The following is a 26,645-nucleotide window of genomic DNA, read 5'->3' as shown; positions in this document are numbered from 1 at the left end:
GCCCTTATGCTCAAACGCTTTGCCTGGCTGGCACTCTTCGCCTGCGCCCCGCTGTACGCGGCCCCGCATATTGATGATCAACGTTTGCAGCAATTGGCCAACGATCCGTTCTGGCTGTCCTTGGGCCATTACGAAGCCGGCAAAATCAGTGGCTGGCGCAGTTATGTCAGCGACAAAAAATTCTTCCTCGCCCCCGATGGCGCGCACCACCCGGACGCTGAACTCAAGGCCACCGTTGAAGCGCTTTATGCTCCGGCGAGCCTGGGTGAAAAACACGCCCAATGCGTTTATCCCGCACGTACGCGCTGGCTCAAGGCTCAGTTGAACCTGACCGACTTGCCCGCGTTGGAGTGCAAGGAATTCACGCAATGGTTCAAGGACGTCGCGCCCCACAGCGCGGTGATGATCTTCCCGGCGGCCTACCTCAACAGCCCGTCGTCGATGTTCGGGCACACCCTGCTGCGCATCGACCAGGCTGACGTGCAAAAAGACAACACGGCCCTGCTCAGCTATGCGATCAACTTCGGTGCCTACATCGAAGGCTCCGACAACAGCATTCTTTACGCCTGGAAAGGCCTGATGGGCGGCTACCCCGGCCTGTTTGCCCTGGTGCCGTATCAAGAAAAACTCTCGGAATACCGTAGCCTCGAGAACCGCGACCTGTGGGAATATCGCCTGAACCTCACCGAAGTCGAGACCAAGCGTATGGTCGAGCACGTGTGGGAGCTCAAACAGATCAAATTCGACTATTTCTTCTTTGACGAAAACTGCTCCTATCGGCTGCTCGAACTGCTGCAAGTGGCCCGCCCGAGCCTGCGCCTCACCGAGCAATTCCCGCTGACCGCGATTCCGACCGACACGGTCAAAGCCGTGAAAGACGCGGGTTTGGTTGAGAAGATTGACTACCGCCCTTCCCGTGAACGCGAGCTGCTGGAACGCGCGAAGCCGCTGAACAGCGACGAGCAACAATGGGTGCTGAAAGTCAGCGACGATACCAAGCAGTTGCAAGACCCTGCGTTCAAGGCCATCGCCAAAGAACGCCAGGCGCTGATCATTGACGCGGCCTATCGCCTCGGCCGCTACCGCGCCAACGGCCTGGAGCGCGACCCCGAACGCTCCCAGCGCAGCTTCGAACTGCTGCGCGCGATCAACCAGAACCCGCCGCCGAACCTTCAGATTGAACGCCCTGGCCTGCCGGAAAACGGCCACGAGTCGCGCACCTGGCAAGCCGGTGTCGGCACGCGCGGTAACAAAGCTTTCGGCGAATACGGCCTGCGCATGGCCTACCACGACCTCAACGACAACGCCGAAGGCTTCCCGCTCGGCGCGCAAATCGAAATTCTGCAAATGAAACTGCGCCAGTACGAAGGCAACCACTGGCAACTTCAGCAACTCGACCTGGCTACCATCCGCTCCCTGACCCCGCGTAACGCCCTGCTGCAGCCGTGGTCATGGCAAGTCACCGGCGGCCTGGAACGTGTGCCCGGCAAGCATGACGACGAAACCCTCGTCGCCCACGTCAACGGCGGCGCCGGCGGCACCTGGCAACTGACCGACGACATGCTCGGCTTCGCCCTCGGCACCGTGCGCGTGGAACACAACAACGACTTCAACGAAGCCATCTCACCGGCGGCCGGGTTCAACACCGGCGTGCTGTGGAAAAACCCGCTGGGGAATTTGAGTTTGGAAGCTAAAGGCGATTTCTTCACCAATGGCGAAGTACGGCGCAGCCTGAGCCTGAACCAGCAATGGGAACTGTCGCGCAACTTGGGCCTGCGCCTGAGTGCCCAGCGCGAATACAGCCATTTGTCGACGCCGGTGAATGAAGTGATGCTGGAAGTGAAGTGGTATCACTACTGACTGAAGCTTGGCAGTGATCGAAATGTGGGAGCGGCGGTGCGACGATTCGACTTGCTCGCGAAGGCGGTCTATCAGTAACGGCTTAGTTGACTGGCCCGCCGCCATCGCAGGCAAGCCAGCTCCCACACTTTTTGGTGCCCTACGTAGATTCTGCGCCCGCCGCAATTCAAAGGTGGGAGCCGGGCTTGCCCGCGATAGCAGTCGTTCTGGCAGTGATGCATTGAATGCCCCACCGTCTTCGCGAGCAAGCCCGCTCCCACATTTGGCCCGCATGCAGTCAAGTCCATCTCATTATTCACTGGCATCATTTTGAAGTGATGCTTGAAGTGAAGTGGTGTCACTACTGACTGAAGCCTGGTGAAGATCAAAATGTGGGAGCGGCGGTGCGACGATTCGACTTGCTCGCGAAGGCGGTCTATCAGTAACGGCTTGGCAGTCTGACCCACCGCCATCGCAGGCAAGCCAGCTCCCACACTTTTTTGTGCCAGGCCTGAATTCTGCGCGCGCCGCAGTTCAAATGTGGGAGCGGGCTTGCTCGCGAAGGCGGTGTATCAGTAGCGGTCTGGCAGACTGACCCACCGCGTTCGCGAACAAGCCTGCTCGCCACGAGGGCGGTTGTTATCGGATGCAGAGCGTCCAGGCCGGCATTCCCGCGCAGAGCGTGGCAACTATCATTGCCTCAACACATTTCTCACCGCCCTTTCACACCGCCCCAACAAATCCCTGACTAGACTTCCCCCTACAAGCCGTGAAACGGCCAGGGAGTACGCCATGTGGCGGTCTGCGATATTGCTGTGCGTGGTGGTGTGGCTGGCAGGTTGCCAATCGACCCATGAGGATTTACTGGCCAAGGGGTATCCACCCGCCTTCGCCGACGGGTTTGAAGACGGTTGCAGCAGTGGCCGCCAGGCCGCCGGCGTTATCAGCGGGGAGTTTCGCAAGAACGTGCCGCGCTATCTCAAAGACCGCGAATACGCCGAAGGCTGGGAAGACGGCTTTCGCCAGTGCAAAGCGATGCGGGAGAGCGAGGAATTGCGCGACTACAAGGACAACCACTGGGATGACCGCGAACGCGCCTGGCAACAGGAGAAGGACCGCGATGCGGCCAGGGCCTATCGCTCGCAATAGGTTGTGCGTTATTACCTTTAAAGCGGACGCAGAGCGTCCAGGGCGGCATTCCCACGCAGAATGTGGGAACGATCACCCGCCGACCGTGGCCCAAACTCCATAGAAGGAGAATGTCATGAGTCGAGCTTTTGTAAACGAAGACAATGCCGCCGCCCAGGCTGATCAGCCGGTGGAGCGCCAAGTCAGCGAACAACCCAATCACCTCACTGCGCAAGGGTTGGCGCAATTGCAGGCCAAGGTTGCGCAGTTGCAGCAGGAATACAGCGCCGAATCGGCCAAGGGCGAGAATGCCGACAAGCAGCGCCAGGCCGATCTGGAGCGGGATTTGCGCTATTTCAATCAGCGGGTGCAAAGCGCGCAGGTGGTGGCGCCCGCAACGTCTGCCGAAAAGGTGCAGATCGGCAGCTGGGTGACCTTTGCCAATGAGCTGGACGAACGCCAGCGCATTCAGTTGGTGGGTGAAGATCAGGCCGATGCCAACGCCGGCCTGATCAATTGGGGCTCGCCTCTGGGCCGCGCGTTGCTGGGCGCGCAAGTCGGCGACGAGGTGCTGTGGAAGCGCCCCGTCGGCGATCAGTTGATCGAAGTGCTGCGCATAGAACCTGAGGTTTAGCCAATGATCGGGCCTGCTTGAGGCTCGACGTTCAGCGTCAGCGTGTGCCCGGTACCAGGTCGAGAATCTCGTCTATTCCCAGGCAGCGCGGTTCTACTTCCAGGGTTCGCCCATTGGCGAGAATCTGATTGGCGGTGTCCCTCATCGCCAGGTACGCACTGCGCAGCATGTGGTTGGCATAGATCACGGCGTTGAAGCCTGCCTGTTCCAGTTCTTCAAAGCGCAGGTGGGCATAGCTGGTCGGCACGCATATCAGCGCCACGTTGGGATGATGCTGGCGAAACAGCTGGGCAAACTCGAGTATTTCCAGCCCGTCTTTTTTACGGCTATGAATCATGATCCCGTCGGCCCCTGCGTCGACATACGCCAGGCAACGATCAATGGCGTCCTGCATACCCTGTTCAAGTATCAGGCTCTCACACCGCGCAATGATCATCAGCCCAGGGTAGCTGCGACTGGCACAGCCAACGCGGATCTTCTCGCAGAACTCTGCCGTGGTTTCTTGCGACTGGCTGACCGCATTGCCAAACAACGAATTTTTCTTCAGCCCACATTTATCTTCAATCACCACCGCCGAAACGCCGGCACGCTCCAGCATCTTGATGTGAATCGCGAAATGCTCCGGTTTGCCGCCGGTGTCGGCATCGAAAATCAGCGGCATTGTGCAGACGTCAAATATCTCGCGAACCCCCTGCAATCGGTTGCTTGGCGACAGGATTTCGATATCCGGCAAACCGCGCTGGGTCGAGTCCGTCAACGAACTCGACCAGATAGCGTCGTACGACACGCTACGCCCTGGGGCCAATTCAAGTTTTGCCTGCTGCGCCAACAACGCCGAGATGGGGCTATGCGCTTCCAGTACGCGAAGGCAACGCGAGCGCCCGAACAAGGTGGACAGACGGGTGCGGCGGGTGTCGGTATCCATCATCGAAAGTCACGCTCCTGTTTTATCCAACCAAAGACGGGCGCTCAGCGCCAATCAATCCCACGCGGGTGTTTCGCTTTTCAATACGCTGGCCATCTTGCCCAGGTGCTCGCAGGCTCTGGTGACGTACTCATCGGACAGATGCTCGATACGCCGGTAATCGACCGATTGGCCAGTCGCACTGGCGTAGAGCGTCAGGGCCTGGGTCGCATGGCGAAAATGCCGGGCCTCGACACTGCCGCAATGCACACTCAGAAACGCCGCGACGCGATTGGCATCCCCGGTGGAATAGCCGCGCACATCACGCAGCCACTGCTTCCACATCGGCGTCATCACGTTGTATTCGCCGGTGTTGAACAGCTCAGTCATCGCCATCATTTCCAGGGCTTCCATAAGGTCCGGTGCCAACGGGCGCTTTTGCCCCACCCAACTGGAAAACTCTTTGGTGATCGGGTCGAGAAACCTGTCCTGCAGGCGCCAGTCATCCGAGCCGCAGATGGCGGACGCCATGCGGTAATACAACTTCGAATGGTGCGGATGGCCGTGCATTTCGCCGAGCCCGACATCCTCAATAATGATTTCGCCGCAATGGCGCGCTGCGTCCAGCATCTTCAGCCGGGCATCTATCTCCAGCGACTCGGATTTCTGAAGGATGCGCACGATAATGCTCGAGACCGCATGGGCAGCACCGTCGGGGCTGCGCCAGCCGCAAAAAAACGTGCACAGCGACGACTCGCTCCAATGGCCGGCGGTCATTTGTTCGTAAGTGCGGCAATACGCGTCCAACCGCTCGGAATGCCGATAGAAACCGCTCATCAACGCTTCAACAAGGTTGCGGTCCTCCACATCAGCCAATGCCTGGTCGACGTACCCGATAAAATTGCGGCTCAGTTGCTCCACGGTCACTCTCCTTGTCTGGTGTCAGTCTGCGACGAGTTCAGCCATGAATTGCTCAAAACGCGTCAGCCCTTCGATCAACTCTTCACGCTCGACGGCGTATGAAATCCGAATGCTGGTGGGGTCACCGCACGCAGAACCGGGCACCACGGCAATATGCGCTTCGCTCAACAGCAACTCGGCCAGGTGGTCGACGTCGCGGATCGGCGTGCCGAGGTAACGACGACCCAGCTTGCGGGACACGTCGATGTACAGATAAAACGCCCCCTCGGGCGGTGCGCAGGTAATGCCATCGATAAACCCCAGGCACGTACAGGCGGCAATCAGTTGCCGGTCAAGAAACGCGTTCACATCACGATTGAAGGGCGAGGCGTCGGCGTTAAGCGCGTTAAGCGCGTTAAGCGCGGCATATTGAGAAAGGCTGCTGGGGTTGGACGTGGTGTGACCCTGCAGGTTATGCATGGCCGCGATCACGTGGGCCGGGGCACAGGCGTAACCCACGCGCCAGCCGGTAACGGCCTGGCTTTTGGAGAAGGAATCAACCAGCACCGTCTGGTTTTTCAGGGCTGGAAACAGCGACACGATGTTGTGATGCTCATGGGGCTGGCGAACCAGCTGGCGATAGCACTCGTCGAAAACCACCCAGAGTTGGCGATCAAATGCGAGTTGGGCAATGCCCAATAATTGCTCGCGCTCGTAGAGCGTTCCCGTCGGGTTGTTGGGTGTGTTGATCACAATCATGGTGGTGCGCGGGGTCAGGGCTTTTTCGACCGCCTCGCAGGTCAGGCGATAACTCTGTGCCTGGGTGTCGACGAACACCGGAATCGCGCCTGCGAGCCGGATCTGTGTGGGCAAGGTTTCCCAGTACGGCCTGACCACAACCACCTCGTCTCCGGGATTGAGCAGCACCAGTGCAGCGTTGTAGAGCGCTTGCTTGGCGCCCGCCGTCACGGCCACTTCGGCCGCGGTGTAGGCCACGCCGCAGCGCTGGCTGACAGCGTGCGCAATGCGCTCGCGCAGCGCGGGCAAACCGATCGGCGGTGTATAGCGATTACGCGCGTGCCTTACGGCGTCAATGGCGCCGGCTTGCATGTCCGGACAGGCGTCGAACGATAATTCGCCTGCGGCAAAGTTGATCACCTTGACGCCCTTTTCCTTCAAGGCATTGGCTTTGCTGCGCATGCTGGAGGTGCCGGGAGCGCTGAGGCTCAGCGCGCGCGCGGATAACGACAGTCGGTGTGCAGCGCTCTTGAAGTCATTCATCGTTGTGCCTGCGAAAGTGGTTTGAACACACAGCAATCAACAGCGGCCATCGCGCCCTTGCGCCACGCTCAGCGGTCTTGAGCGAGCCGGGCATCCGCGTCCAGGCCTCGTTGCACGCACCAGGACAACGGCAATGTCAGCACCAGGGTGGCGGCCAACAGCATCACGGCGACCGGAATACCGGTCACGTCCCCCAGGCTGCCAAACAGCACCGGCGCCAGCGCCCCGCCGCCGATCGTGCCGGTGTAGAACACCGCAAACGCTTGCTCGCGCTTGCCAGGCCCGGCCAGTTCAGGCACGGCGCCATACAACACTGACGAGGTGCCGTTCAGCGCCAGCCCCAGCAACGGCAACATCACCATCAAGGGGTAAAACGGCAGGTACACCGCCATGACAATCAATACAGCGGTGGTAAATTCGGTCAGCCATACCGTCTTCACCATGCCGATACGCGCGCCCAGGTAGCCACACAGCAACTTGCCGAACGCGCCGCCCACGAACAACATCGTCAGCGCCAGGCCGATACCGGCGGTTCCGGCGCCCTTTTCTTTCAACAGAAATGGCAGGAACGTGAGAAAGCCCATGCGCACGGCACTGTCGAGCGTGCCGGTCACAATCAGCGCCCGCAGCCCACTGGCCGAGCCGCGGCCATGCACCACCGCGCGGGCTTTGCCGGTCACGGCGTCTGGCTCGCCACGCACCGGGATCAGCCACCACAACAGGCCGGCCGTCAGCAACCCGAGCAGGCCCAGGGCCGTGACACTGGCGCGCCAGCTGATGACCGTCAGCAGCAGGCCAATCAAGCCGGGAATGAGGGTCTTGCCGATATCACCGGCGAAGTTGTATTGCGACAGCGCCTGCTTGACGCCGCCGTTTGCCTCGTACGTGTCGCTGATCAACGAGGATGCCAGCGGATGCTGCGTACTCGCCCCCAGACCGCCCAGCAGCAGCGCCAGCAGCAGCACGCCCAACCCGCCCGCCTGGCCCGCCAGCAAATAGGCCAAACCCGCGAGCGCGGTTCCCCCCACCAGCAGGCGCTCACGCCCCCATCGCCTGGCGGCGCGACTCGCCAACAACTGAAAACCGGCCATCATCCCGGCGTAAGCGCCCCGCAACAGGCCCACCTGGGCCAGACTCAGGCCAAATTGCGCCTGCCAGAGGGGCAACAACACGTAGATAACGTCGGTGAGCCCATCATGAATCGCATGCGCGCCGCTGCCGGCTATCAAGGCGCGACGACGGTCGCTGGCGGCGCTCGTCGGTACCGTCTGCGCGGATGAAATCGGGTTTGTCGTTTCATTCATTGGTTGAGCAACTCAACGGTGAGGCAATGACAGGGGCAACCGAAACCGAGTCGCCCGTTCCTTTAGCGCAACAGCTGTGCACACTCGTTCATGACCGTGGCTTTGCGTCGCAGGTAGTCGGTAAAAATGCCCCGAGCGGCCTGTGGGTCGATGGAAATGTGCATGGCTTCGACGAATTCACTGACCGCCGCCACAGCATGGGCGAAGTGATTGCTCTCGGTGCCGCCAGTGTGCACGGTGACCCAGGCGACCGTGGCGCGGGCCTTGTCGTGCGGCACGCCCATGTCACGCACGAACCATTGCTGGTACAGCGGCAGAATGAATTCCACCTCTCCGTGGGTGTAGACCTCGTGGATCAAGGTGGTCAGCAAGCCCTGCAGCAGGTCGCGATCGCGCAGGCGGCGGGCATCCGTCCAGTCCTTGAACGCCTGGGCCGAGGGCAGGCAGTTTTCCTTGAGCAGCCATTGGTCATCGCCGCATAGCGGGGTGGCCATGTTGTAGAACAGCTCCGCGTGCAGGGTATTGCCCAAGGCGCCAAGGTCTTCGTCAGTAATTCGTTGCAGGCTGCCGCACGCCCGATACAGCTGGTCCGCCGCCGCGCTGCCCTGTTCCGAGCGCGCCAGCAACGTGATGCGATTGGCCAGCCCCGAAACACTGACGGCCGAGTTGTTGGTCTTGGACCAGCTCGCGAAGAACTTGCGCAGTACCTGCGGTGATTGCCGACGCGAGGTGAGCTGTTCGAACGCCTGTTCGATGTCGACCAGGGCTTCCTCTTCGGCCCAGAATGCCTCGAACAGTGCGTGCTTCAACGTGCTGGCCGGCATGTCGTTCAGCACGGGCTCGATGATGGTCATCAATTGGCTGTGCCGGGTCAGTACATTGCTCATGGTCATCGCTCATATTCCTTTATTGGATGATGGATCAGGCAGGTTCACCGCAGCGGCGCGACCCTGGGGTTGGCGGTCGGGCAGCGCGGCAGGTGCAGGGGAGCGCCAGCCGCAGATGGCGATCAGCAGCGACAGCAGTTGGAAAACGATGATCAGCGCCACGCAGCCCTGCCAGCCAAAGCGGCTCCAGAGCAAGGCCGGCACGATGGCGCCGAAGCTGCCGCCCAGGTAGTACGCCGTCAGGTACAACCCGACCGCCCCGGCCTTGGCAGGTCCGGCTGTCGCCGTGATGAACGCATTGGCGCAGGCCTGTGCGAGAAATACCCCGGTCGAGCTCAGGGCCAGGCCCAGCACGATCAGCCACAGCGAGGGCAGCAGCGTCAGGATCGAACCGCAAACGCCCAGCACGACCGCACCCGCAAGCATCTGCACGTGAGGGCGCGATTGGCTCAAACGGCCAGCGATTGGAATGACCACCAGCGCCAGCAGGAACACGCCATAGAGCATTCCCAGCGCCGCAGCGCCGAGGTTGAACGGTGCCTGACTGAGGTAGAGCCCGGCATAGGTAAAGGTCGCGATTTGTGCAAACAGTACGCAGAAGCCCACGCCATAGGCGGCCAATAGCGGCTTGCGGCACAGCGCGCGAAGCCCATAGGCGCCCACCGGTGGTGCTTCGGGCTTGACCCGTGGAGGGGCCGGCAACAGCCAATAAATGCCCAAACTTGTCAGCACACTGATCGCCGCCAGCAGCTCAAACGCCTCTCGCCACCCCACGTACTCGGTCATCACCCCCGTGACAAAGCGCCCGGCGAAGCCACCCAGCACCGTGCCCGCCACATACAGGCTGGTGATCTCGGTCACCGCGCCTGCGCTCCAGCGGTCACCGATATAGGCCACGCTGGTAGCGAAGACGATCGGGATCAACATGCCTTCAACGAAGCGCCAGACCAACAGTTCAGTAAAGCTGTGAGCGTGGGCAGTGAGCAGCGCGGGCAGCGCCAGCAACAGAGACGCGCCGACGATCACCGAGCGTTGCTCAAAGCGGCGGAACACACGGCTGACAAAAGGCGCAGTGATTGCGACTGCCAGGGTCGTCACGGTAATGCTCCAGCCCGCCAGTTTGGCGCTCACCTCAAAGTCCAGGGCAAACTCTTGAAGTATGCTCTGGGTTGAATAGAGATTGAGGAAGGCTGCGCAGCCACACAAAAACAGGGCAATGCGCGCCTTGGGCGTGCGCGAATTCATGAAACTTCTCGTTTTATTCTTGAGGGCGTTTATAGAATAAGCACCAGCCGGGCACCAATACCGAATTCGAACCGATCAATACCCAAGGATCAGGATGCTTGATCTACGCAAATTACGTTATTTTCTGACGGTCGCCGAAGAGCTGCACTTTGGTCGCGCTGCCGTGCGCCTGCACCTCGCCCAGCCACCCTTGACCCGGCAGATTTCGGCACTGGAAACCGAACTGGGCTTTCGCCTGTTCGATCGCACCAGCCGCACGGTGACACTCACCGCCCAGGGTCGGCATTTCTTGCCCTACGCGCGTGCGGTGCTGGACCAGGTCAACCTGACGCAGACCATCGCGCGTAAATTGGCCGCCGGATCGGCCGGCCAACTGGTGCTCGGCTACGCCAGTTCGATTGCCCTCTCGGACCTGTTCAGCCAAGCCATTCAGGCCTTTGCCCAACGCTTTCCCGACGTACAGCTGACGCTGGTGGAAAGCGCTTCGGGGAGTCTTTGCTCGCAAGTGGCGGATGGCCGTGTCGACATTGGCATGAGCCGAATGCCGCTGGAGCACGGGCAGACCGGCGTTCAGGCATTGGCGCTGGGCGACGAACCGCTGGTGGCCGCGCTGTCCAGCGATAACCCGTTGGCACGCCAGGAAAGCGTCAGTTTGAGCCAACTCAGCGCGTACCCGTTGATTCAGTTTCCCGCAGACTTCGGCTCCGGGCTCAATGACTCCATCGAACAGCTGTACCGGCGCAATGGCTTGCCCTTGCGTCCAGGCCCGTCGGGGCGACAGATTACGTCGATCATCGCCCTGGTCGCCGCCGGTCAAGGCGTCGCACTGGTGCCTGAATGCACGCGCACGCTGGCCAAGAAAGGCGTGACCTACCGCCCGCTGACAGATGCCGAAGCGTGCGTGCAACTGCTGATCCTCACGCGCAACCAAGGCCGCAGCCTACTGGTGGAAGCCTTTATGGGCGTGGTCAATGAATGGGTGCAGACGACGCGGCCCACCTGAGCAACGCCGCAAAAAAAAGCGGAGCCCGAAGGCTCCGCTTTTTCAAACCACCAGCCCGAATCAGGCCAGTTTTTTGTGCCGTACACGGTGCGGCTGGGCAGCAGCATCGCCCAGGCGCTTCTTACGGTCTGCTTCGTACTCGGTGTAGTTACCTTCGAAGAACACCGCTTGGGAGTCATCTTCGTACGCCAGGATGTGAGTCGCGACGCGGTCAAGGAACCACCGATCGTGAGAGATCACAATGGCGGCGCCCGGGAAGTCCAGCAGGGCTTCTTCCAGGGAACGCAGGGTTTCAACGTCAAGGTCGTTTGACGGTTCGTCGAGCAGCAACACGTTGCCGCCCTCTTTCAGGGTCAGGGCCAGGTGCAAGCGACCGCGCTCACCACCGGACAGGTCCTTGACGAACTTCTGCTGGTCGCCGCCCTTGAAGTTGAAACGGCCGACGTAGGTGCGCGACGGAATTTCATAGTTGCCGATGCGGATCTGGTCGGAGCCGTCGGAGATTTGCTGGAACACAGTTTTGCTGCCGTCCAGGTCTTCGCGGCTTTGGTCCACGCACGCAAGCTGTACGGTGTCGCCGACTTCGATGCTGCCCGAATCCGGTGTTTCCTTGCCCATCAGCATGCGGAACAAGGTGGATTTACCCGCACCGTTACCACCGATTACGCCGACGATTGCGCCTTTTGGCATGGAGAACGACAGGTTGTCGATCAACACGCGGTCGCCATAGCCTTTGGAAACGTTTTTGAATTCGATGACCTTGTCACCCAGGCGCGGACCGGCCGGGATGTAGATCTCGTTGGTTTCGCTGCGCTTCTGGAATTCCTGCGATTGCATTTCTTCGAAGCGTTGCAGACGGGCCTTGGATTTGGACTGGCGGGCTTTGGCGCCTTTGCGCACCCACTCCAGTTCTTCCTTCATGGCTTTTTCGTGGGCCGATTGCTGCTTGGATTCAGCGGCCAGACGGTCGGACTTGGCTTCCAGCCAACCGGAATAGTTGCCCTCGTAAGGGATACCGGCGCCACGGTCGAGCTCGAGGATCCAGCCGGCCACGTTGTCCAGGAAGTACCGGTCGTGCGTGATCGCAACCACGGTGCCCGGGAAGTCGTGAAGGAAATGTTCCAGCCAGGCGACGGAATCGGCGTCCAAGTGGTTGGTCGGTTCGTCGAGCAGCAGCATGTCGGGGGCCGACAGCAGCAGGCGGCACAGGGCAACACGACGTTTTTCGCCACCGGAGAGGAATTCGACCTTGGCGTCCCACGCCGGCAGGCGCAGCGCGTCGGCGGCGACTTCCAGCTGGCGCTCCAGGTTGTGGCCGTCGCCCGCTTGCAGGATGGCTTCGAGCTTGGCTTGTTCAGCGGCCAGTTTGTCGAAGTCGGCGTCTTCTTCAGCGTAAGCAGCGTAGACCTCGTCCAGGCGAGCCTGGGCGTTCTTGATCACGGAGACGGCTTCTTCGACCACTTCGCGCACGGTTTTGGTCGGGTCCAGGATCGGCTCTTGCGGCAGGTAACCGATGTTCAGCTCTGGCATCGGGCGCGCTTCGCCTTCGAACTCGGTATCAACGCCGGCCATGATTTTCAGCAGTGTGGATTTACCCGAACCGTTGAGGCCGAGTACGCCGATCTTGGCGCCCGGAAAAAAGGACAGTGAGATGTTTTTCAGGATTTCCCGCTTCGGCGGAACAATTTTTCCCAGCCGATGCATGGTGAAGACGTATTGAGCCAAAATGGAGCCCTCTGAGTAACAGCTTAAACAAAGGTCTGCATTCTACTTCAAGATCATCCTGTGAACAGGTGCAGACCGCTGACCGGGCTTGATAAGCGCCCCGTCAGAAAACTTTCAGGTCCAGCACCTTCAGACTCAACTGACTGTGCAACAGCATGACCAGCAGGATCGCCGAGGTGCACAGTACCTGGCCCAGCACGCCGTAATGGATCTGCCGCGCCGCCGCTTGCCACTGCTCAGCCTGGGGGGGCGTGCGCTCAAGCACGAGGTTGGCCGGCTCGCGCAAGCGCTTTTCGATCACCGAATCGAGCACAAAGATCGCCACGCTCAGCACAAACCACACCTCGAAGCTGCGCCGCCAATCCACCAGCCAGAACATCAGGATGCCGCTGAGGATCAATCCCCAACCGGCGACATTATAAAAGCGATCAGTAAACGCCAGCCCTTTGAGCAGCAAGGGTTTGGTCTGCTCGGTGCAGTGTTTGAGCTGCGCCGAAAGCCAGGGGGCGAACAACAGCGGGCCGGTGGCGGCCACCGCTGCGAGTGCATGGAAGATTTTAACCGCGTCGTATTCGATCATTGCCTTGGGCCTCTTGAAAGGTAGAGGCCTAGGCTAAGTCAGGGCTTGCTTGTCCGGAATGGCTCATCAGGACAGACAAACGAACGGATCAGACACTTTCAGCCTTGAGCTTCTGCGCTGCCCTGCAACGTATTGCGCACCTTGCCCGGACTGCTGCCGGTAACACGTCGAAACCAGTGACCAAAAGAATCCCCCGAGGCAAACCCCAAATGTTGGGCCACCCGCTCATTGGTGTGCTCAAACATCAAACCCCGATAGGCCTCAACCAGCAGCAGGCGGTTGTACCACTGCGTGTAGCACAAGCCCGTCTGCTTGCGAAACAGCCGCGTCAGGGTGCGCTCCGTCGCACCGACTTCACTGCCCCACTCCGTCAGGCTTCTGCGCATGCCGGGGCGGGCTATCAGTTGATCGGTGACACGCTTGAGCCGCACATCACTGGGCAGAGGCAGAACCATGTCACTGGCCGGAAGCGCGGTTATATCCTCGAACAACAACTGCAATATGCAATTGCGCTGGCACTCGGACAGCGGCCGCGTACTTTCTTCGGCCAATCGCTCGCAGAGCGCAATCATCAGCGAAGACGCATCGATCAGTTTGAGAAACGGGGAGAACGCCTTGGACCGCTCGGCCCCCAGGTACAGGACGGTCAGGTCGACCTGAGTGTCGGCGGCGCCCGCGTGCAAGGTCTGCGGAGGAATCCACACCGCCATCCCAGGTTTGAGCAGCCAGCGTTGATCCACCGTATGCCCGTGCAGCATGCCCTTTTTCACTAATACGAACTGGCCGAGCGGGTGTCTGTGAGGTTCGCTTTCGCTGGCGTCCAGCTTGGTTAATTGCCTTTCAACGACCAGTGCAGAGTAACTGGTTTTTTCAAGATGCATTACTACCCCAATGAGTCTTTCCGTAGTCCATTTTGCGAAGGCAATCCGTAGGCAAAGAGTAAACCGCATCCCATGATCAGGCCAAGCAGAAGAAAGGTGCCTGGGTAGGCGTGGTCAGCTGGCAGGTACAGCGCAACCGCGACCATCGCGTTAACGCCAAACGCGGCGCCGAGGCTGCGCAAAAACTGCACCGTGGAGGTGTACCCCCCCAACTGGTCCTGCGGCGCACTGTTCTGCACGAAGACCAGCGTGGTCGTCGCCGTCAGCCCCATGCCCAAGCCCACCAGAATCTGCCCTGCCCCGATCGCCGGCCAAAACGTCCAGTACAGCCCTGAGGCCACGCCTGAACACCCGATCGCCAGCATCAACATGCCCCCCACCGCCATCGGCCTGAACCCGACGCGCGCCAGATGCTTGCCGCATAGCGTCGCGCCGACCACCCAGCCCAACGCGGCCATCATGATCAGCGCGCCGCTGGACAAGGCGCCGGCCTGTGAATGACTGAGCGCGACCGGCAGCAGGCTCACCGACGCATACAGCCCGACGCTTGAGACAATCACCAGAACCATGACCGCGCCCAACGCCGGACGGGTAAAGAACCCCAACGGCACCGGGCTGCTTTCGGGGGCCGCACGAACCCGGGTGAGCAATACGCCAAGGCTGATCAGCATGACAACAGCCAGGGTCGATAGTGGGTGCGCGATCAGCTCAAGGCGCTGACTGCTCAACATCAACAGACCGGCACACGCAAAGATCGCCAACGCGCCTTGTGCCAGCCCGTCGACATGCCGGCTTGATTGACCACGACCGATCACAGGGGCAAAAAACAGCGCCAGCAGCGCCAGGACACCCAAGGGCAGGTTGAGCCAAAACACTGCGCGCCAACCCAAGGTGCTGCCCAGCACCGCACCGGCGACCGGGCCGAGTACGGCAGCCAGGCCCCAGACACTGCTGAGCATGCCTTGCATGCTTGCCCGCTTCGGCCCTTCGAACAAAGACGCCAGCAAGGAATAAGACAGCACGATAATCCCACCCGCGCCCACGCCTTGCAGCGCCCTGCCAGCGATCAGCATGAGCATGCTCTGACTCATGGCGACCCATACCGAGGCAACGATGAACAGCACCAGGCTGATTTTCATCATCGAACTGACCCCAAACCGGTCGGCCAGTGCGCCCGCCAGCGGCGCGACGAGTGCCAGCGGCAGCAGGAAGCCTGAAACAACCCAGGGATACAGCGTCGTATCGCGCATTTGCGCGTTGATCTGCGGCAGGATGGTGCTGACCGCCGTGCTGTCCATGGCGGCAAGAAACAGTGCAATCAGCACCGCGACGAGACTCAGCGGATACTTCTGGCCCACTGATTCCTGTGCTGCAAGGGTTTGCGGCTTCATGCGGCGGTCCTCAATGGAAATACTGGGTATGAATCTCACTGGCCCGCGAGAACTCGCGCACGATGCCGGCGGTATCCACATCCATGTATTCATCGACTTTGCGAATCAGATCCTGTGACTGGATGATCTCTCTGAAGCGCAGCGTCATTTCCAGTTGGGTATTGGCAGCCATATTGTTCTGCGTGTAATCCAGATCGAATTCGGCCTTTATCTGCTCACCACTGGTGATGGCCAGTTGTGTGTTCATCGCCTCTGTGTCGTGGATCAATTGATGCATGCGTTGGCGCTCGACACTGCTGAGCGAGGGAATAATCCGGTCAAACACAAAATGATCGAACTGGATATGACGCGCCTCGTCCAACCCATGAAAATGCAGCAGGCGTGTCAACAAGCTGCGCTGCATCGGATCAAGCACCTTCAACCGGCGCTCGAACACCGTGATGACTGACTCGCCGACGTAGGCGGTGGCGCACAGCGCGGCCAGTTTGATCTTGGGCGAGTCGTCGCCCTCGTACAGTGCGCGGCGCTCGGCGAAGAGATTATCCTTGAGCTTGATGTCACGCCCGGACAGGTGCCGGATGTACTGATAGAAGCTGCTGGCGTGATTGATTTCCTCGGCGGCAAAACACGACAGCGCGCCATACAGGGAATCGCCTGCGGTCAGGGTATCGTCGTTGGCCTGAGCCTCACACAGGATGCGCGTCATGGTATTGGCCACATGCATCTCGATTTCCGCCAGCTGCCCCAGCTCTTTGTACAAATAGGCCACGGCTTTGTCCTCTTGCCCGGCCTCGCCGACCAGGGCTTTGGACAGGAACTGCAGTTCGTCATCGGTGCGGGCGCTGTCCCACTCCATACGATTGGGGTGCAGGTAATTGATGTGCGCCAAAGCATTGATATTTTTCAAGGTATTCATTGCAGTTCTCTTAATCGACGTAGGAAAGAGCGTTGAAGATGGTGCGCGCCGGATCATCAATTGCCCGGCGCCCGTGCATGACCCGGGTGTTGTCTATCAGCACGACATCGCCGCACTGCCAGCCCACGTCTACGGTGAATCGCTGGCACAGGGCGTCCAGCGCCTGCAACAGGTGCGGATCAATCGGTTCGCCGTCGGCGAAGGTGATCCGCGGTGCCTCGTAATGGTTCGACGGGCCGAACAGGCTATTGGCAAACGCCAGGTGCGCGTCGTCTGCCAGTCGGCTGGTGCGCACCGCCGGGGTGCGGAAGCGGTACGTAATCGAACCGTCCTCGTTCAGCTCAATCTGCGAGGACTCGTCCTGGGCACTGAGCGACAACAAGTCCTGCAGGGTGACGGCCTCCACGCAGGCCGGCGCGGCGTCGCCTTGGGCCAGCGCATGAAAGGCATAGGTCTTCCACTTGGTGGCCTCCACGCGTCGGGCGTACTGGATGTCGCGCCCGCTGAATGCCGCGCGCTGTTCGGCGCTCAGATGCCGGTAAACCACCTGGCCGTCGCATACCGTGGTCTGTGAACCGCGGGCCGGCGCCGTCTGGCAATAGAACCAGCACAGGTCCGGCCAGAAGGGGCTGTTACCGTTTTCGCAGTGCAGGCCGACGGCATCCAGGCCGGCGTCGACTTTCTGCGCGGTATTGCCATCGAACGTGCGGGCAGGGTCCAGGCTGATCCGGCTGCTGTTCTGACGTACCAACCGGGAAAACCCGTCGATGCTGTGTTCAAAACCGCGCAGCACCAGGTAGCCATGGGTGATCAACAAGCCCTTGAGAACTTCGGGAGCCAGATCGACCAGCGCCTGGGGGGCCAGGGGCGTCACAATCAAGCCACCGTAGACGGTGTGAGGCAATGTACTGAGCTTCATGCGCAGATCCTCAATGTTGAATCCAGCAGGAACGATGGAAGTTGATCGCGGCGCGGTCGCCCGGTGACGGTGAACAGTCGACTCATGACCGCTTCACTGTGCACCACCAATACCGGGTGCTGAATCTGTTCGATCTCACTCAGATGAGTCCGCGCAAATCGCCGGATTGCCTCTCGAACTTCAGCGGGATTGGCCTGTGCATTGATGATGAAAACGCCGCCCATGAACGCCTGTCGATCGCCGAAGACAATCACCTGCTCTACATCGGGTATCTGCCGGTAGGTTGCCTCGAGCCACTCGGGAGAAACGTTGCGGCCGTTGGCGGTGATAATCATGGTTTTTTTGCGGCCGATGATGCTGACGAACCCGTCCCGATCAATCGTGGCCAGGTCACCGGTGTGCAGCCAGCCGTCAGCGTTAATGGCGCAACTGCTGGGGTCTTCGTTGGTGTAGCCGGCGAACAGCGAGCTACTGCGCAGTAGCAGTTCACCGTCCTCGGCGAGGCGTAGCGCGACATGGGGCAATGCTTGCCCGACACTGCCCAGACGGTTGGCGCCCCGGTAGTTCCAGGTTGCCACGGAGCTGTTTTCACTGAGGCCGTAGCCCTGAAAAACCTCAACCCCCAGTTGGCGCAGACGCACCAGAACCTCAAGCTCCACAGGCCCGCCACCCGCTGCAAGCAATGGCAAGCGTGAAGTGCCGAAGATCTGTTCGATACGCTCAGGTGTCGACGGCCCCGACGTTTCGGCGCGCACGGCAATCGCCTCGACCAGCGCAGGCGTGAGCGTCATCGCGGTGGGTCGCGCCTGGCGGATCAGCGCCAGGCGGTCTTCAGCGATGGCCCCGGGGCTGCCCAGCGGCGCCAGGCTGACCGGCGGCAGAACCACCGCGCCGCCGGAGGTCAAGGGCATATAAAGCGCCGTCACTTGTTCAATCAACAAACTGAACGGCACCAGCACCAAATAGCGCTGATAATCATCGCGCAACGCCCGCTGCCAGAGCGCCTGGACCAACGCGCCCAAGCCATCACGGCGAATCTTCACGCCCTTGGGTGTGGAGGTGGTGCCGGAGGTGTGTATGACTTTGATGACACCGTCGGCGCTGGGGCAGGCAGCGGCGGTCGGTAATTCGGGGCTCAATGGCACAGGCGCCAGCGACACCTGACGCACTTGCGCCGACAGTGCCAGGCCGTCAGAGCACCACGCCTGCAACTTGCGCGCGCCCATTTCATCGACCAGCACCAGTGAGCAGCCCTGCAACAAATGCAGCGCCTGATCGACGGAAAACGCCAGGGGGACGGGCACTTCAACCCTGTCGCTGAGCATCAACGCCAGATCCGCCAACACCCATTCGGCGCTGTTGCCCATCACGATGCCGACCTGGCTGTCGGCGGGTGTGGTTTGTGCAAGGGCGCGGGCCAGATGCTGTGCCTGCGCCACCCACTGCTGGTAGGTCAGGGCGACCGTCTCGATTGACGCGCTGTCGTGCCCCAATTGAATGACCGCCGCCGCATCCGGCGTGCGCTGGGCCTGGGCCAGTATTTGCGTGAGGACGTTCATGCGGCAACCTGCTCAGCGTGACCGACCCGGTGTTCAAAGCCTGTGAACTTCAGCCTTCCGCAATACTGGTTGAACAGGTGCGAACATTCTTCCAGCAGGATCACACCGGTCTGGGGCGATTGCGCGTAGTAACTGCCCCACTGTTGCAACTCCAGGTCCGACAACCGACCCGCGTCGGCATCGCCCAGGACCCGCAGCGGAATGCCGTGGTACTTGAGCAACACGCGCAACCTGCGTGTGGAGGTGCACAAGATCGCCTTGGCCCCCATGAACCAGGCCATGATCGGCAATGCCTTGATAATCTCTGCTGCCGCATGGGAGTCGTCGGACGCCAGCGAACCGATCTCCACAATCTGCTCACGCAGCAACGTCTGCCGGCTCAGCGCACCCAGGACGGCCTCGATAGGCTCGTCGAAATACCGTTCGGAGAAAAGTGGCCGAGTGGGAGAGGCGAATGAAATGCCCGCGCAAGCGGTGAGCGCACCTCCTATCAGGTTTCGCCGCGTCACCAGCAAGTCGGGGTTGGGGGTCATCTGCGCGCCGTAATGGCGCTTATAAATTTCCTGGATGTAGCCTATTGGCTCCGGTGCACTGTGCTCGCTTCTTTTAATTATTTCGAACCGCGCATGATCAATTTCATTATGACTTGAGGTATGAAGAAAACTGTTCATGACGTATCCCTGTTAACGGCATTTGCCTTGAACAAAGCTACGTAACTGCCCACGCCAAGAACATGCTCAGCCAGGACAACAAGTCGATTGAAACGGACGATTACTTTCGGCCACACCTGCCTTGGCGGTTTTCGATCAGGCCTTGCTCGCCCTTGGTCGGCGCCTTAAAGCGGGGCTGGCACTTTGCCACGCGTCAAGGCATGCTAGCCGCCCTTCGGGCGTCCGGCTTATAGTGCACGTCGCGCGCCAGCTCAGCCAAACCGCAGGATCACAGCTTGTCCAAAGTCACGCCGCCCACTCCTCTGCGCGCCGCTCATATAGCGCCGGGAGCCCCCCTGCACGGCACCCTCAAAGGCGCACTGGCGACGCTCGTGCTCATGCTGCTCGCGTTATTGTTCTGGCAACTGCTCGACCAACTGCAGCAAAACCAGAAGGACCAGCAGCAATACACCATCGATTACAGCGCCGACCTCGCCGAACAAATCAGCCTGAACATGGCCCTGAGCGCAAAAATCGCGCTGAACCTGTTACCGATGGTCGAGCCACCGCGCGGCGACGAGCAGCAACAAGCGCTGATGCGCACCTTGCAACGCTCGCTGCCGGAGCTGCGCAGTGTGGCCCTGCTTGCACCCAGCGGCGCGATAATCAGTGACAGCGCCAAAGACAGCGACGACGCCGCCTGGCTCGAAGAGCTGGTGCAGCGCAGCCACTCGCAACCTTATTACCTGAGCAATAACAGCGACGGCACCCTCGTTTATCTGTTGCTACACCAGCCCAGCGGCGGCTCCAGAATGTACTGGGCGCTGCGCCTGGCACCGAACTACCTGACCAACCTCACCCGCCAGGACGGCCAGGGCCAGGGCCCGATGTGGGCCATTGAAAACCGCATGAACTACCGCGTGGTCAGCCGTGACAGCGGCATGCCGGCACAGTGGACCTCTGCACTGACCCCGGATGAATTGAATAAAAGCGTGCTGGTCACGCCCCTGAGCAAAAGCGACTGGCAATTGCGCGGCCTGTTCGACCGCAGCGCGGTGCTGCAACAGCTGCTGCCGGCGTTTATCGGCAAATGCCTGCTGGGGCTGGCCTTTTCGCTGATCCCGGTGATCGTGCTGCTGAACATGCGCCGCCGTCAGCGCCAGGTGAACGAAGGCCGGCGACGCTATCAGGATATTTTCGAAGGCACCGGCGTGGCCCTGTGCGTACTTGACCTGTCCGGTGTGAGGACCTTCTTCGCCAAAGCCAACATGCACACCCGCGAGCACTTGCAGGACTGGCTGCACAACAACACCGAGGAGCGCAAACAACTGCTCAAGGAGTTGCGCGTTACCGAGGTCAACCAGATGGCGGTGCGCCTGCTGAATGTGAGCTCATGCGATGAGGCCTGGGAACGCCTGATCGACGATTGCCCGCGCAACGCCACGGCCATCGGTTACCAAGTGCTCGAAGCGGTGCTGACCCAGCAAAAACAGCTGGAGCTGGAAATTCAGCTCAACGACATGGCCGGCAACGACCAATACCTGTGGTTGGTGATGCGCCTGCCGGAACAGCAGGATGACTTCAAGGCCGTGATCCTGAGCATCAGCGATATCACCAGCCGCAAGCTGATCGAGCTGTCGCTGGTGGAACGCGAGAGTTTTTGGTCGGACGTGGTGCGCACCGTGCCCGATCACCTGTATGTGCAGGACGTGATGAGCCAGCGCATGATTTTCAGCAACCACCATTTGGGCCACACCCTCGGCTACAACAAGGCCGAACTGCAGCAAATGGGCGAGTATTTCTGGGAAATCCTGCTACACCCCGACGACGCCGAGTATTACCACGAACTGCGTCAACAACAGCGTCTGGTCGGCTATGCGACCCAATTACAGTGCCAGTTGCGTTTTCGTCACCGCAATAACCAATGGCGCCGTTTCGATATTCGCGAACAAGCGCTGGCCCGCGACAAGACGGCGGTGATCACGCGGATCATCGGCGTGGCCAAGGACATTACCGACCAGATCGAAGCCAGCGAATCCCTGCGTGACAGCGAGCAGCGTTACCGCATGCTCGCCGAAAGCATCAGCGACGTGATCTGCTCCACCGACAGCCAACTGGCGCTCAACTACATCAGCCCGTCGGTCAACGCCGTGCTGGGGTACGACGTGGATTGGGTGTTCAAGAACGGCTGGCAGTCGATCATCGCCAACCCGCAACAACTGACCGGCATCAGTAGCCTGGTGGAACACGTCAGCCGCGCAGTGGGCGACCCCGCCGCGCTGAACCGCCTGCGCGATGAAGTGCAAACCCAGCTGTTCCTGTTCGACTGCCTGCGCGCCGATGGCCGCAAGGTGCCGATCGAGTTGCGCCTGGTGCTGGTGTGGGATGAACACGGCGCATTTGAAGGCATCCTCGGTGTGGGCCGCGATATCAGCCAGCAGCGCCGCGCCGAGAAAGACCTGCGCATGGCGGCCACGGTATTCGAACACTCAACCTCGGCGATCCTGATCACCGACCCGGCCGGGTATATCGTGCAGGCCAACGAGGCGTTCAGCCGCGTCAGCGGGTATGCCGTGGCGGACGTGCTCGACCAGTTGCCGAACATGCTCACCGTCGACGAGCAACAGGAAGCCCACCTGCGTTACGTGCTCAAGCAACTGCACCAGCACAGTACCTGGGAAGGCGAAGTGTGGCTCCAGCGCCGCAACGGCGAGCATTATCCGGCGTGGGTGGGCATTACCGCCGTGTTCGACGATGAAGGCGACCTGGCCAGCTATGTGTGTTTTTTCAGTGATATCAGCGAGCGCAAGGCCAGCGAACAGCGCATCCACCGCCTGGCCTATTACGACGCCCTGACCCACCTGCCCAACCGCACGTTGTTCCAGGACCGCCTGCACACCGCGTTGCAGTCGGCTGAGCGGCAGAAGTCGTGGGTGGTGCTGATGTTCCTCGACCTCGACCGTTTCAAGCCGATCAACGACTCGCTGGGCCACGCCGCCGGCGACCGCATGCTCAAGGAGATGGCCACGCGCCTGCTGGGTTGCGTCGCCGAAGACGACACCGTGGCACGCATGGGCGGCGACGAGTTCACCTTGCTCCTGCAACCGCGGGTCAGCCGTGAAATGGCGCTGAACCGCGCTATTTCGGTGGCCGAGCAGATTCTGGCAAGCCTGGTAAAACCCTTTGTACTGGAAGGCCGCGAGTTCTTCGTGACCGCGAGTATCGGCATCGCCCTCAGCCCACAGGACGGCAATGAGCTGAGCCAGTTGATGAAGAACGCCGACACCGCGATGTACCACGCCAAAGAGCGCGGCAAAAACAACTTCCAGTTCTACCAGGCCGACATGAACGCCAGCGCCCTGGAACGCCTGGAACTGGAAAGCGACCTGCGCCATGCACTGGAACAGGACGAATTCGTGCTGTATTACCAGCCGCAGTTCAGCGGCGACGGCAAACGCCTGACCGGCGCCGAAGCCTTGCTGCGCTGGCGCCACCCGCGCCGTGGCCTGGTGCCGCCGGGGGATTTCATTCCGGTGCTGGAAGAGTTGGGGCTGGTGGTGGACGTGGGCGACTGGGTGATCGGCGAGGCCTGTCGCCAGCTCAAGACCTGGCACCAGAACAAGGTGCGCGTACCGAAAGTTTCGGTGAACATCTCGGCGCGGCAATTCTCCGATGGGCAATTGGGTGAGCGCATCGCCACCATCCTCAGGGATACCGGCCTGCCGCCCGCGTGCCTGGAGCTGGAGCTGACCGAAAGTATCCTCATGCGTGAAGTCACTGAGGCCATGCAAATCCTCGCCGGCCTTAAAAACCTCGGCCTGAGCATTGCGGTGGATGACTTTGGCACCGGGTATTCGTCGTTGAACTACCTCAAGCAGTTCCCGATCGACGTGCTGAAAATCGACCGCACCTTTGTCGATGGCCTGCCGTCCGGCGAGCAGGACGCGCAGATCGCCCGAGCAATTATCGCCATGGCCCACAGCCTGAACCTGGCGGTGATCGCCGAGGGCGTGGAAACCCATGAGCAGCTGGATTTCCTGCGCGAGCACGGGTGTGACGAGGTGCAGGGGTATCTGTTTGGACGGCCGATGCCGGCGAACCGGTTTGAGGCGCAGTTCAGCAATGAAGCGCTGTTCCTGTTCGACTGAATACTTGTTGTGGGGCTGATGGCCTCATCGCAGGCAAGCCAGCTCCCACAGTTTGAATTGCAAACACCTTCCAGTGTGGGAGCTGGCTTGCCTGCGATGGCAATGGCACAGGCCCCCTTGCCCCTAAGTGAATCCCGCTTGTCCGCGACATGATGTCCTTTCATATGCCATCTAAAACCCATTGGGTTAGAATGCCCTCCTTTTCTGCCCCCGATCCTTGAGGACCGCCATGTTCAGCCGTGATTTGACTATTGCCAAGTACGACGCCGATCTCTTTGCCGCCATGGAGCAAGAAGCCGTGCGCCAGGAAGAGCACATTGAGCTGATCGCTTCGGAAAACTACACCAGCCCTGCGGTCATGGAGGCTCAAGGTTCGGTACTGACCAACAAGTACGCCGAAGGCTACCCAGGCAAGCGCTACTACGGTGGTTGCGAGTACGTCGACGTGGTTGAGCAGTTGGCCATCGACCGTGCAAAAGAACTGTTCGGCGCCGATTACGCCAACGTCCAGCCGCACGCCGGCTCCCAAGCCAACAGCGCCGTGTACCTGGCTCTGCTGCAAGGCGGCGACACCATCCTGGGCATGAGCCTGGCCCACGGCGGTCACCTGACCCACGGCGCCAGCGTTTCCTCCTCCGGCAAGCTGTACAACGCCGTTCAATACGGCATCGATGCCAACGGCCTGATCGACTACGACGAAGTCGAGCGTCTGGCGGTTGAACACAAGCCAAAAATGATCGTGGCCGGTTTCTCTGCCTACTCGCAGATCCTCGACTTCCCGCGTTTCCGCGAAATCGCTGACAAGGTTGGCGCCTACCTGTTCGTCGACATGGCCCACGTGGCCGGTCTGGTCGCCGCTGGTGTCTACCCGAACCCGGTGCCTTACGCTGACGTGGTCACCACCACCACGCACAAAACCCTGCGCGGCCCACGTGGCGGCCTGATCCTGGCGCGCGCCAACGCCGAGATCGAGAAGAAGCTGAACTCCGCGGTATTCCCGGGCGCTCAAGGTGGCCCGCTGGAGCACGTGATCGCCGCCAAAGCGATCTGCTTCAAGGAAGCCCTGCAGCCTGAGTTCAAGACCTACCAGCAACAAGTGGTGAAGAACGCCAAGACCATGGCCGAAGTGTTTATCGCACGCGGTTTTGACGTGGTGTCGGGCGGTACCGAGAACCACCTGTTCCTGTTGTCGCTGATCAAGCAGGACATCTCCGGTAAAGATGCTGACGCTGCCCTGGGCAAAGCCTTCATCACCGTGAACAAGAACTCCGTGCCGAACGATCCACGTTCGCCGTTCGTCACTTCCGGCCTGCGCTTCGGCACCCCGGCTGTGACCACCCGTGGCTTTAAAGAAGCAGAGTGCAAGGAACTGGCTGGCTGGATCTGCGACATCCTGGCAGACCTGAACAACGAAGCCGTGATCGACGCGGTACGTGAGAAGGTCAAGGCCATCTGCAAGAAGCTGCCGGTGTACGGCGCTTGATTGCAGTTGCTTGAATAAGAAGCCCGGCTGAAGAGCCGGGCTTTTTTATGCCTGTTTGCAGGTGAAACACAGTCAATTGTGGGAGGGGGCTTGCTCCCGATAGCGGTGTATCAGGCACTGATATGTCACTGACACACTGTCATCGGGAGCAAGCCCCCTCCCACATTTTGACTGCATTTCAGGTCAAGTCAGGGTTGGTAGACGCGCTGGAAGCCCTCGCGAATCTTTTCTTCCGGCAACTCATCGGCAATAAACACAATCACACTTTCCCGCGCCTCGCCCTCGGCCCATTCGGTGTCCCAATCGAACCCGTAGAGCTTGAGCACGCCCTGGAACACCATGCGCCGGTCTTCCCCGGCAATGTTCAGCACGCCTTTGTAGCGCAGCAATTGCTTGCCGTGGTCTTCCAGCAGTTCGTTCATGAACGCGCTGAGGCGGTCGATATCCAGCGGCTGGTCGGTGCGCAGCACCAGGCTGGAGATTCGGTCGATGGACGGCGCAGCACTGACCGGGCGCAGGCTCATGCCGGCGTTCAGGTTGAAGCCGCGCACGTCGAGCAGTTCGGCCAGGTCGATGTTGCCGTGGTCGACCACACGAATCGGCGCGCGGCGGTTGATGCGGGTCAGGCGCTGGCTGAGGGCATCAAAGGTGGCGTCGTCCACCAGGTCGCGTTTACTCACCAGCAGGCGGTCGGCAAAGCCGATCTGGGCCTGGGCGATGGTCTGGGTCAGGTGGTGCTCGGCGTGGGCGGCGTCCACCAGCGTGATGATGCCGTCGAGGATGTAGCGCTCGCGCAGTTCTTCATCGATGAAAAAGGTCTGGGCCACCGGCGCCGGATCTGCCAGGCCGGTGCATTCGATCACCAGGCGGTCAAAGGCGATTTCGCCGCTGTCCAGGCGTTCGAGCAGCAGGTAAAGGGCTTTGGTCAGGTCGGTGTGGATGGTGCAGCACACGCAGCCATTGGACAGGGTCATGACTTGCACCGGCTCGGCGCCCAACAGTTGGGTGTCGATACCGGCGTCACTGAATTCGTTTTCGATCACGGCGATTTTCAAGCCGTGCTCGGCCTTGAGCAGGCGGCGCAGCAAGGTGGTTTTGCCAGCGCCGAGGAAGCCGCTGAGGATGGTGACGGGGATGGGAGAGGACAAAACTGATCTCCTGATTACTGAAGGAACACAAAGCAAATGTGGGAGCGGGCCCCTGTGGGAGCTGGCTTGCCTGCGATGCAAACAACTCGGTCTTCCAGTCATACCGAGTTGATGCTATCG

At 60.6% G+C, this 26,645-nt stretch carries 21 protein-coding genes; 6 read left to right on the top strand and 15 right to left on the bottom strand.

Features of this window, described 5'->3' with window-relative positions:
• The first annotated feature begins 6 nt into the window (after positions 1-6).
• From Q7C20_RS03010 to Q7C20_RS03000, 3 genes are all read left to right on the top strand, one after another.
• The gene (locus Q7C20_RS03010) at positions 7-1,860 is read left to right on the top strand and encodes a DUF4105 domain-containing protein (protein WP_375065258.1); all 1,854 of its coding nucleotides are present in this window, start codon (positions 7-9) and stop codon (positions 1,858-1,860) included.
• A gap of 771 nt (positions 1,861-2,631) precedes the next feature.
• Positions 2,632-2,988: a hypothetical protein gene (locus Q7C20_RS03005; RefSeq protein WP_375065256.1), complete on the top strand. Its 357-nt coding sequence runs from the start codon at positions 2,632-2,634 to the stop codon at positions 2,986-2,988.
• A gap of 115 nt (positions 2,989-3,103) precedes the next feature.
• Positions 3,104-3,601: a GreA/GreB family elongation factor gene (locus tag Q7C20_RS03000; protein ID WP_375065254.1), complete on the top strand. Its 498-nt coding sequence runs from the start codon at positions 3,104-3,106 to the stop codon at positions 3,599-3,601.
• A gap of 37 nt (positions 3,602-3,638) precedes the next feature.
• On the opposite strand, the gene aepX is transcribed toward Q7C20_RS03000, so the two are convergent.
• The 6 genes from aepX to Q7C20_RS02970 all read right to left on the bottom strand — a co-directional run bounded on the left by aepX (position 3,639) and on the right by Q7C20_RS02970 (position 10,122).
• Positions 3,639-4,529, bottom strand: a complete 891-nt coding sequence (gene aepX / locus Q7C20_RS02995) for a phosphoenolpyruvate mutase (RefSeq protein WP_375065252.1) — start codon at positions 4,527-4,529, stop codon at positions 3,639-3,641.
• 51 nt (positions 4,530-4,580) lie between these two features.
• Positions 4,581-5,426, bottom strand: a complete 846-nt coding sequence (locus Q7C20_RS02990; RefSeq protein WP_375065250.1) for a hypothetical protein — start codon at positions 5,424-5,426, stop codon at positions 4,581-4,583.
• A gap of 21 nt (positions 5,427-5,447) precedes the next feature.
• Entirely contained in the window at positions 5,448-6,605 is a 1,158-nt protein-coding gene (locus Q7C20_RS02985; RefSeq protein ID WP_375065441.1) for an aminotransferase class I/II-fold pyridoxal phosphate-dependent enzyme, read from the bottom strand.
• 149 nt (positions 6,606-6,754) lie between these two features.
• Positions 6,755-7,990, bottom strand: a complete 1,236-nt coding sequence (locus tag Q7C20_RS02980; protein ID WP_375065248.1) for an MFS transporter — start codon at positions 7,988-7,990, stop codon at positions 6,755-6,757.
• Positions 7,991-8,052: 62 nt separating this feature from the next.
• Entirely contained in the window at positions 8,053-8,877 is an 825-nt protein-coding gene (locus Q7C20_RS02975; protein ID WP_375065439.1) for a hypothetical protein, read from the bottom strand.
• A 9-nt stretch (positions 8,878-8,886) separates the two neighbouring features.
• A complete protein-coding gene (locus tag Q7C20_RS02970) occupies positions 8,887-10,122 on the bottom strand; it encodes an MFS transporter (RefSeq protein ID WP_375065246.1) in 1,236 nt (411 codons plus the stop codon).
• A gap of 94 nt (positions 10,123-10,216) precedes the next feature.
• Between Q7C20_RS02970 and Q7C20_RS02965 the strand changes: the two genes are divergently transcribed.
• Positions 10,217-11,125 (top strand): LysR family transcriptional regulator, encoded by a 909-nt coding sequence (locus Q7C20_RS02965; RefSeq protein WP_375065245.1) that lies wholly within the window; start codon positions 10,217-10,219, stop codon positions 11,123-11,125.
• Between the two features lie 60 nt (positions 11,126-11,185).
• Here the strand turns inward: Q7C20_RS02965 and ettA are convergent, their stop codons facing one another.
• The 8 genes from ettA to Q7C20_RS02925 form a co-directional block, all read right to left on the bottom strand.
• The gene (gene ettA, locus Q7C20_RS02960) at positions 11,186-12,850 is read right to left on the bottom strand and encodes an energy-dependent translational throttle protein EttA (protein WP_375065243.1); all 1,665 of its coding nucleotides are present in this window, start codon (positions 12,848-12,850) and stop codon (positions 11,186-11,188) included.
• Positions 12,851-12,953: 103 nt separating this feature from the next.
• Complete coding sequence (locus Q7C20_RS02955; RefSeq protein ID WP_375065241.1) at positions 12,954-13,430, bottom strand: hypothetical protein; 477 nt, start codon at positions 13,428-13,430, stop codon at positions 12,954-12,956.
• Positions 13,431-13,528: 98 nt separating this feature from the next.
• Positions 13,529-14,311: an AraC family transcriptional regulator gene (locus Q7C20_RS02950; protein ID WP_348061158.1), complete on the bottom strand. Its 783-nt coding sequence runs from the start codon at positions 14,309-14,311 to the stop codon at positions 13,529-13,531.
• A gap of 2 nt (positions 14,312-14,313) precedes the next feature.
• Entirely contained in the window at positions 14,314-15,702 is a 1,389-nt protein-coding gene (locus Q7C20_RS02945) for an MFS transporter (RefSeq protein ID WP_375065239.1), read from the bottom strand.
• Between the two features lie 10 nt (positions 15,703-15,712).
• Positions 15,713-16,618, bottom strand: coding sequence for a diiron oxygenase (locus tag Q7C20_RS02940; protein ID WP_348061154.1), 906 nt, complete (start codon positions 16,616-16,618; stop codon positions 15,713-15,715).
• A gap of 10 nt (positions 16,619-16,628) precedes the next feature.
• On the bottom strand, positions 16,629-17,537 hold the full coding sequence (locus Q7C20_RS02935; RefSeq protein WP_375065237.1) for a TauD/TfdA family dioxygenase: 909 nt from the start codon (positions 17,535-17,537) through the stop codon (positions 16,629-16,631).
• Positions 17,534-19,096 carry an AMP-binding protein gene (locus Q7C20_RS02930; RefSeq protein WP_375065235.1) on the bottom strand — a complete coding sequence of 521 codons (1,563 nt, stop codon included), beginning with the start codon at positions 19,094-19,096 and terminating at the stop codon, positions 17,534-17,536. Before Q7C20_RS02930 ends, Q7C20_RS02935 begins: the two co-directional genes overlap by 4 nt.
• Positions 19,093-19,767 carry a thermostable hemolysin gene (locus Q7C20_RS02925; RefSeq protein ID WP_375065233.1) on the bottom strand — a complete coding sequence of 225 codons (675 nt, stop codon included), beginning with the start codon at positions 19,765-19,767 and terminating at the stop codon, positions 19,093-19,095. The genes Q7C20_RS02930 and Q7C20_RS02925 overlap by 4 nt, the downstream gene beginning before the upstream one ends.
• A gap of 275 nt (positions 19,768-20,042) precedes the next feature.
• Here Q7C20_RS02925 and Q7C20_RS02920 point away from each other — a divergent pair, with 275 nt between their 5' ends.
• Together Q7C20_RS02920 and glyA are read left to right on the top strand one after the other, a co-directional pair.
• Positions 20,043-23,894, top strand: a complete 3,852-nt coding sequence (locus Q7C20_RS02920) for an EAL domain-containing protein (protein ID WP_375065231.1) — start codon at positions 20,043-20,045, stop codon at positions 23,892-23,894.
• Between the two features lie 229 nt (positions 23,895-24,123).
• Entirely contained in the window at positions 24,124-25,377 is a 1,254-nt protein-coding gene (gene glyA, locus Q7C20_RS02915; protein ID WP_122538973.1) for a serine hydroxymethyltransferase, read from the top strand.
• Between the two features lie 188 nt (positions 25,378-25,565).
• Here the strand turns inward: glyA and yjiA are convergent, their stop codons facing one another.
• Positions 25,566-26,525 (bottom strand): GTPase, encoded by a 960-nt coding sequence (yjiA, locus tag Q7C20_RS02910; protein WP_375065228.1) that lies wholly within the window; start codon positions 26,523-26,525, stop codon positions 25,566-25,568.
• Between the last annotated feature and the right edge of the window lie 120 nt (positions 26,526-26,645).

This window comes from Pseudomonas sp. AMR01, assembly GCF_041946035.1.
GTDB lineage: Bacteria > Pseudomonadota > Gammaproteobacteria > Pseudomonadales > Pseudomonadaceae > Aquipseudomonas > Aquipseudomonas antarctica_B.
This window is presented reverse-complemented; position numbering and strand designations above follow the sequence as displayed.

Excerpts from the sequence above, each read along its gene's own strand:
- Q7C20_RS03010 (WP_375065258.1), top strand. The coding sequence starts at position 7 with ATGCTCAAACGCTTTGCCTGGCTGGCACTCTTCGCCTGCGCCCCGCTG.
- Q7C20_RS03005 (WP_375065256.1), top strand. The coding sequence starts at position 2,632 with ATGTGGCGGTCTGCGATATTGCTGTGCGTGGTGGTGTGGCTGGCAGGT.
- Q7C20_RS03000 (WP_375065254.1), top strand. The coding sequence starts at position 3,104 with ATGAGTCGAGCTTTTGTAAACGAAGACAATGCCGCCGCCCAGGCTGAT.
- aepX (WP_375065252.1), bottom strand. The coding sequence starts at position 4,529 with ATGATGGATACCGACACCCGCCGCACCCGTCTGTCCACCTTGTTCGGG.
- Q7C20_RS02985 (WP_375065441.1), bottom strand. The coding sequence starts at position 6,605 with ATGCGCAGCAAAGCCAATGCCTTGAAGGAAAAGGGCGTCAAGGTGATC.
- Q7C20_RS02980 (WP_375065248.1), bottom strand. The coding sequence starts at position 7,990 with ATGAATGAAACGACAAACCCGATTTCATCCGCGCAGACGGTACCGACG.
- Q7C20_RS02975 (WP_375065439.1), bottom strand. The coding sequence starts at position 8,877 with ATGAGCAATGTACTGACCCGGCACAGCCAATTGATGACCATCATCGAG.
- Q7C20_RS02970 (WP_375065246.1), bottom strand. The coding sequence starts at position 10,122 with ATGAATTCGCGCACGCCCAAGGCGCGCATTGCCCTGTTTTTGTGTGGC.
- Q7C20_RS02965 (WP_375065245.1), top strand. The coding sequence starts at position 10,217 with ATGCTTGATCTACGCAAATTACGTTATTTTCTGACGGTCGCCGAAGAG.
- Q7C20_RS02955 (WP_375065241.1), bottom strand. The coding sequence starts at position 13,430 with ATGATCGAATACGACGCGGTTAAAATCTTCCATGCACTCGCAGCGGTG.
- Q7C20_RS02950 (WP_348061158.1), bottom strand. The coding sequence starts at position 14,311 with ATGCATCTTGAAAAAACCAGTTACTCTGCACTGGTCGTTGAAAGGCAA.
- Q7C20_RS02945 (WP_375065239.1), bottom strand. The coding sequence starts at position 15,702 with ATGAAGCCGCAAACCCTTGCAGCACAGGAATCAGTGGGCCAGAAGTAT.
- Q7C20_RS02940 (WP_348061154.1), bottom strand. The coding sequence starts at position 16,618 with ATGAATACCTTGAAAAATATCAATGCTTTGGCGCACATCAATTACCTG.
- Q7C20_RS02935 (WP_375065237.1), bottom strand. The coding sequence starts at position 17,537 with ATGAAGCTCAGTACATTGCCTCACACCGTCTACGGTGGCTTGATTGTG.
- Q7C20_RS02930 (WP_375065235.1), bottom strand. The coding sequence starts at position 19,096 with ATGAACGTCCTCACGCAAATACTGGCCCAGGCCCAGCGCACGCCGGAT.
- Q7C20_RS02925 (WP_375065233.1), bottom strand. The coding sequence starts at position 19,767 with ATGAACAGTTTTCTTCATACCTCAAGTCATAATGAAATTGATCATGCG.
- glyA (WP_122538973.1), top strand. The coding sequence starts at position 24,124 with ATGTTCAGCCGTGATTTGACTATTGCCAAGTACGACGCCGATCTCTTT.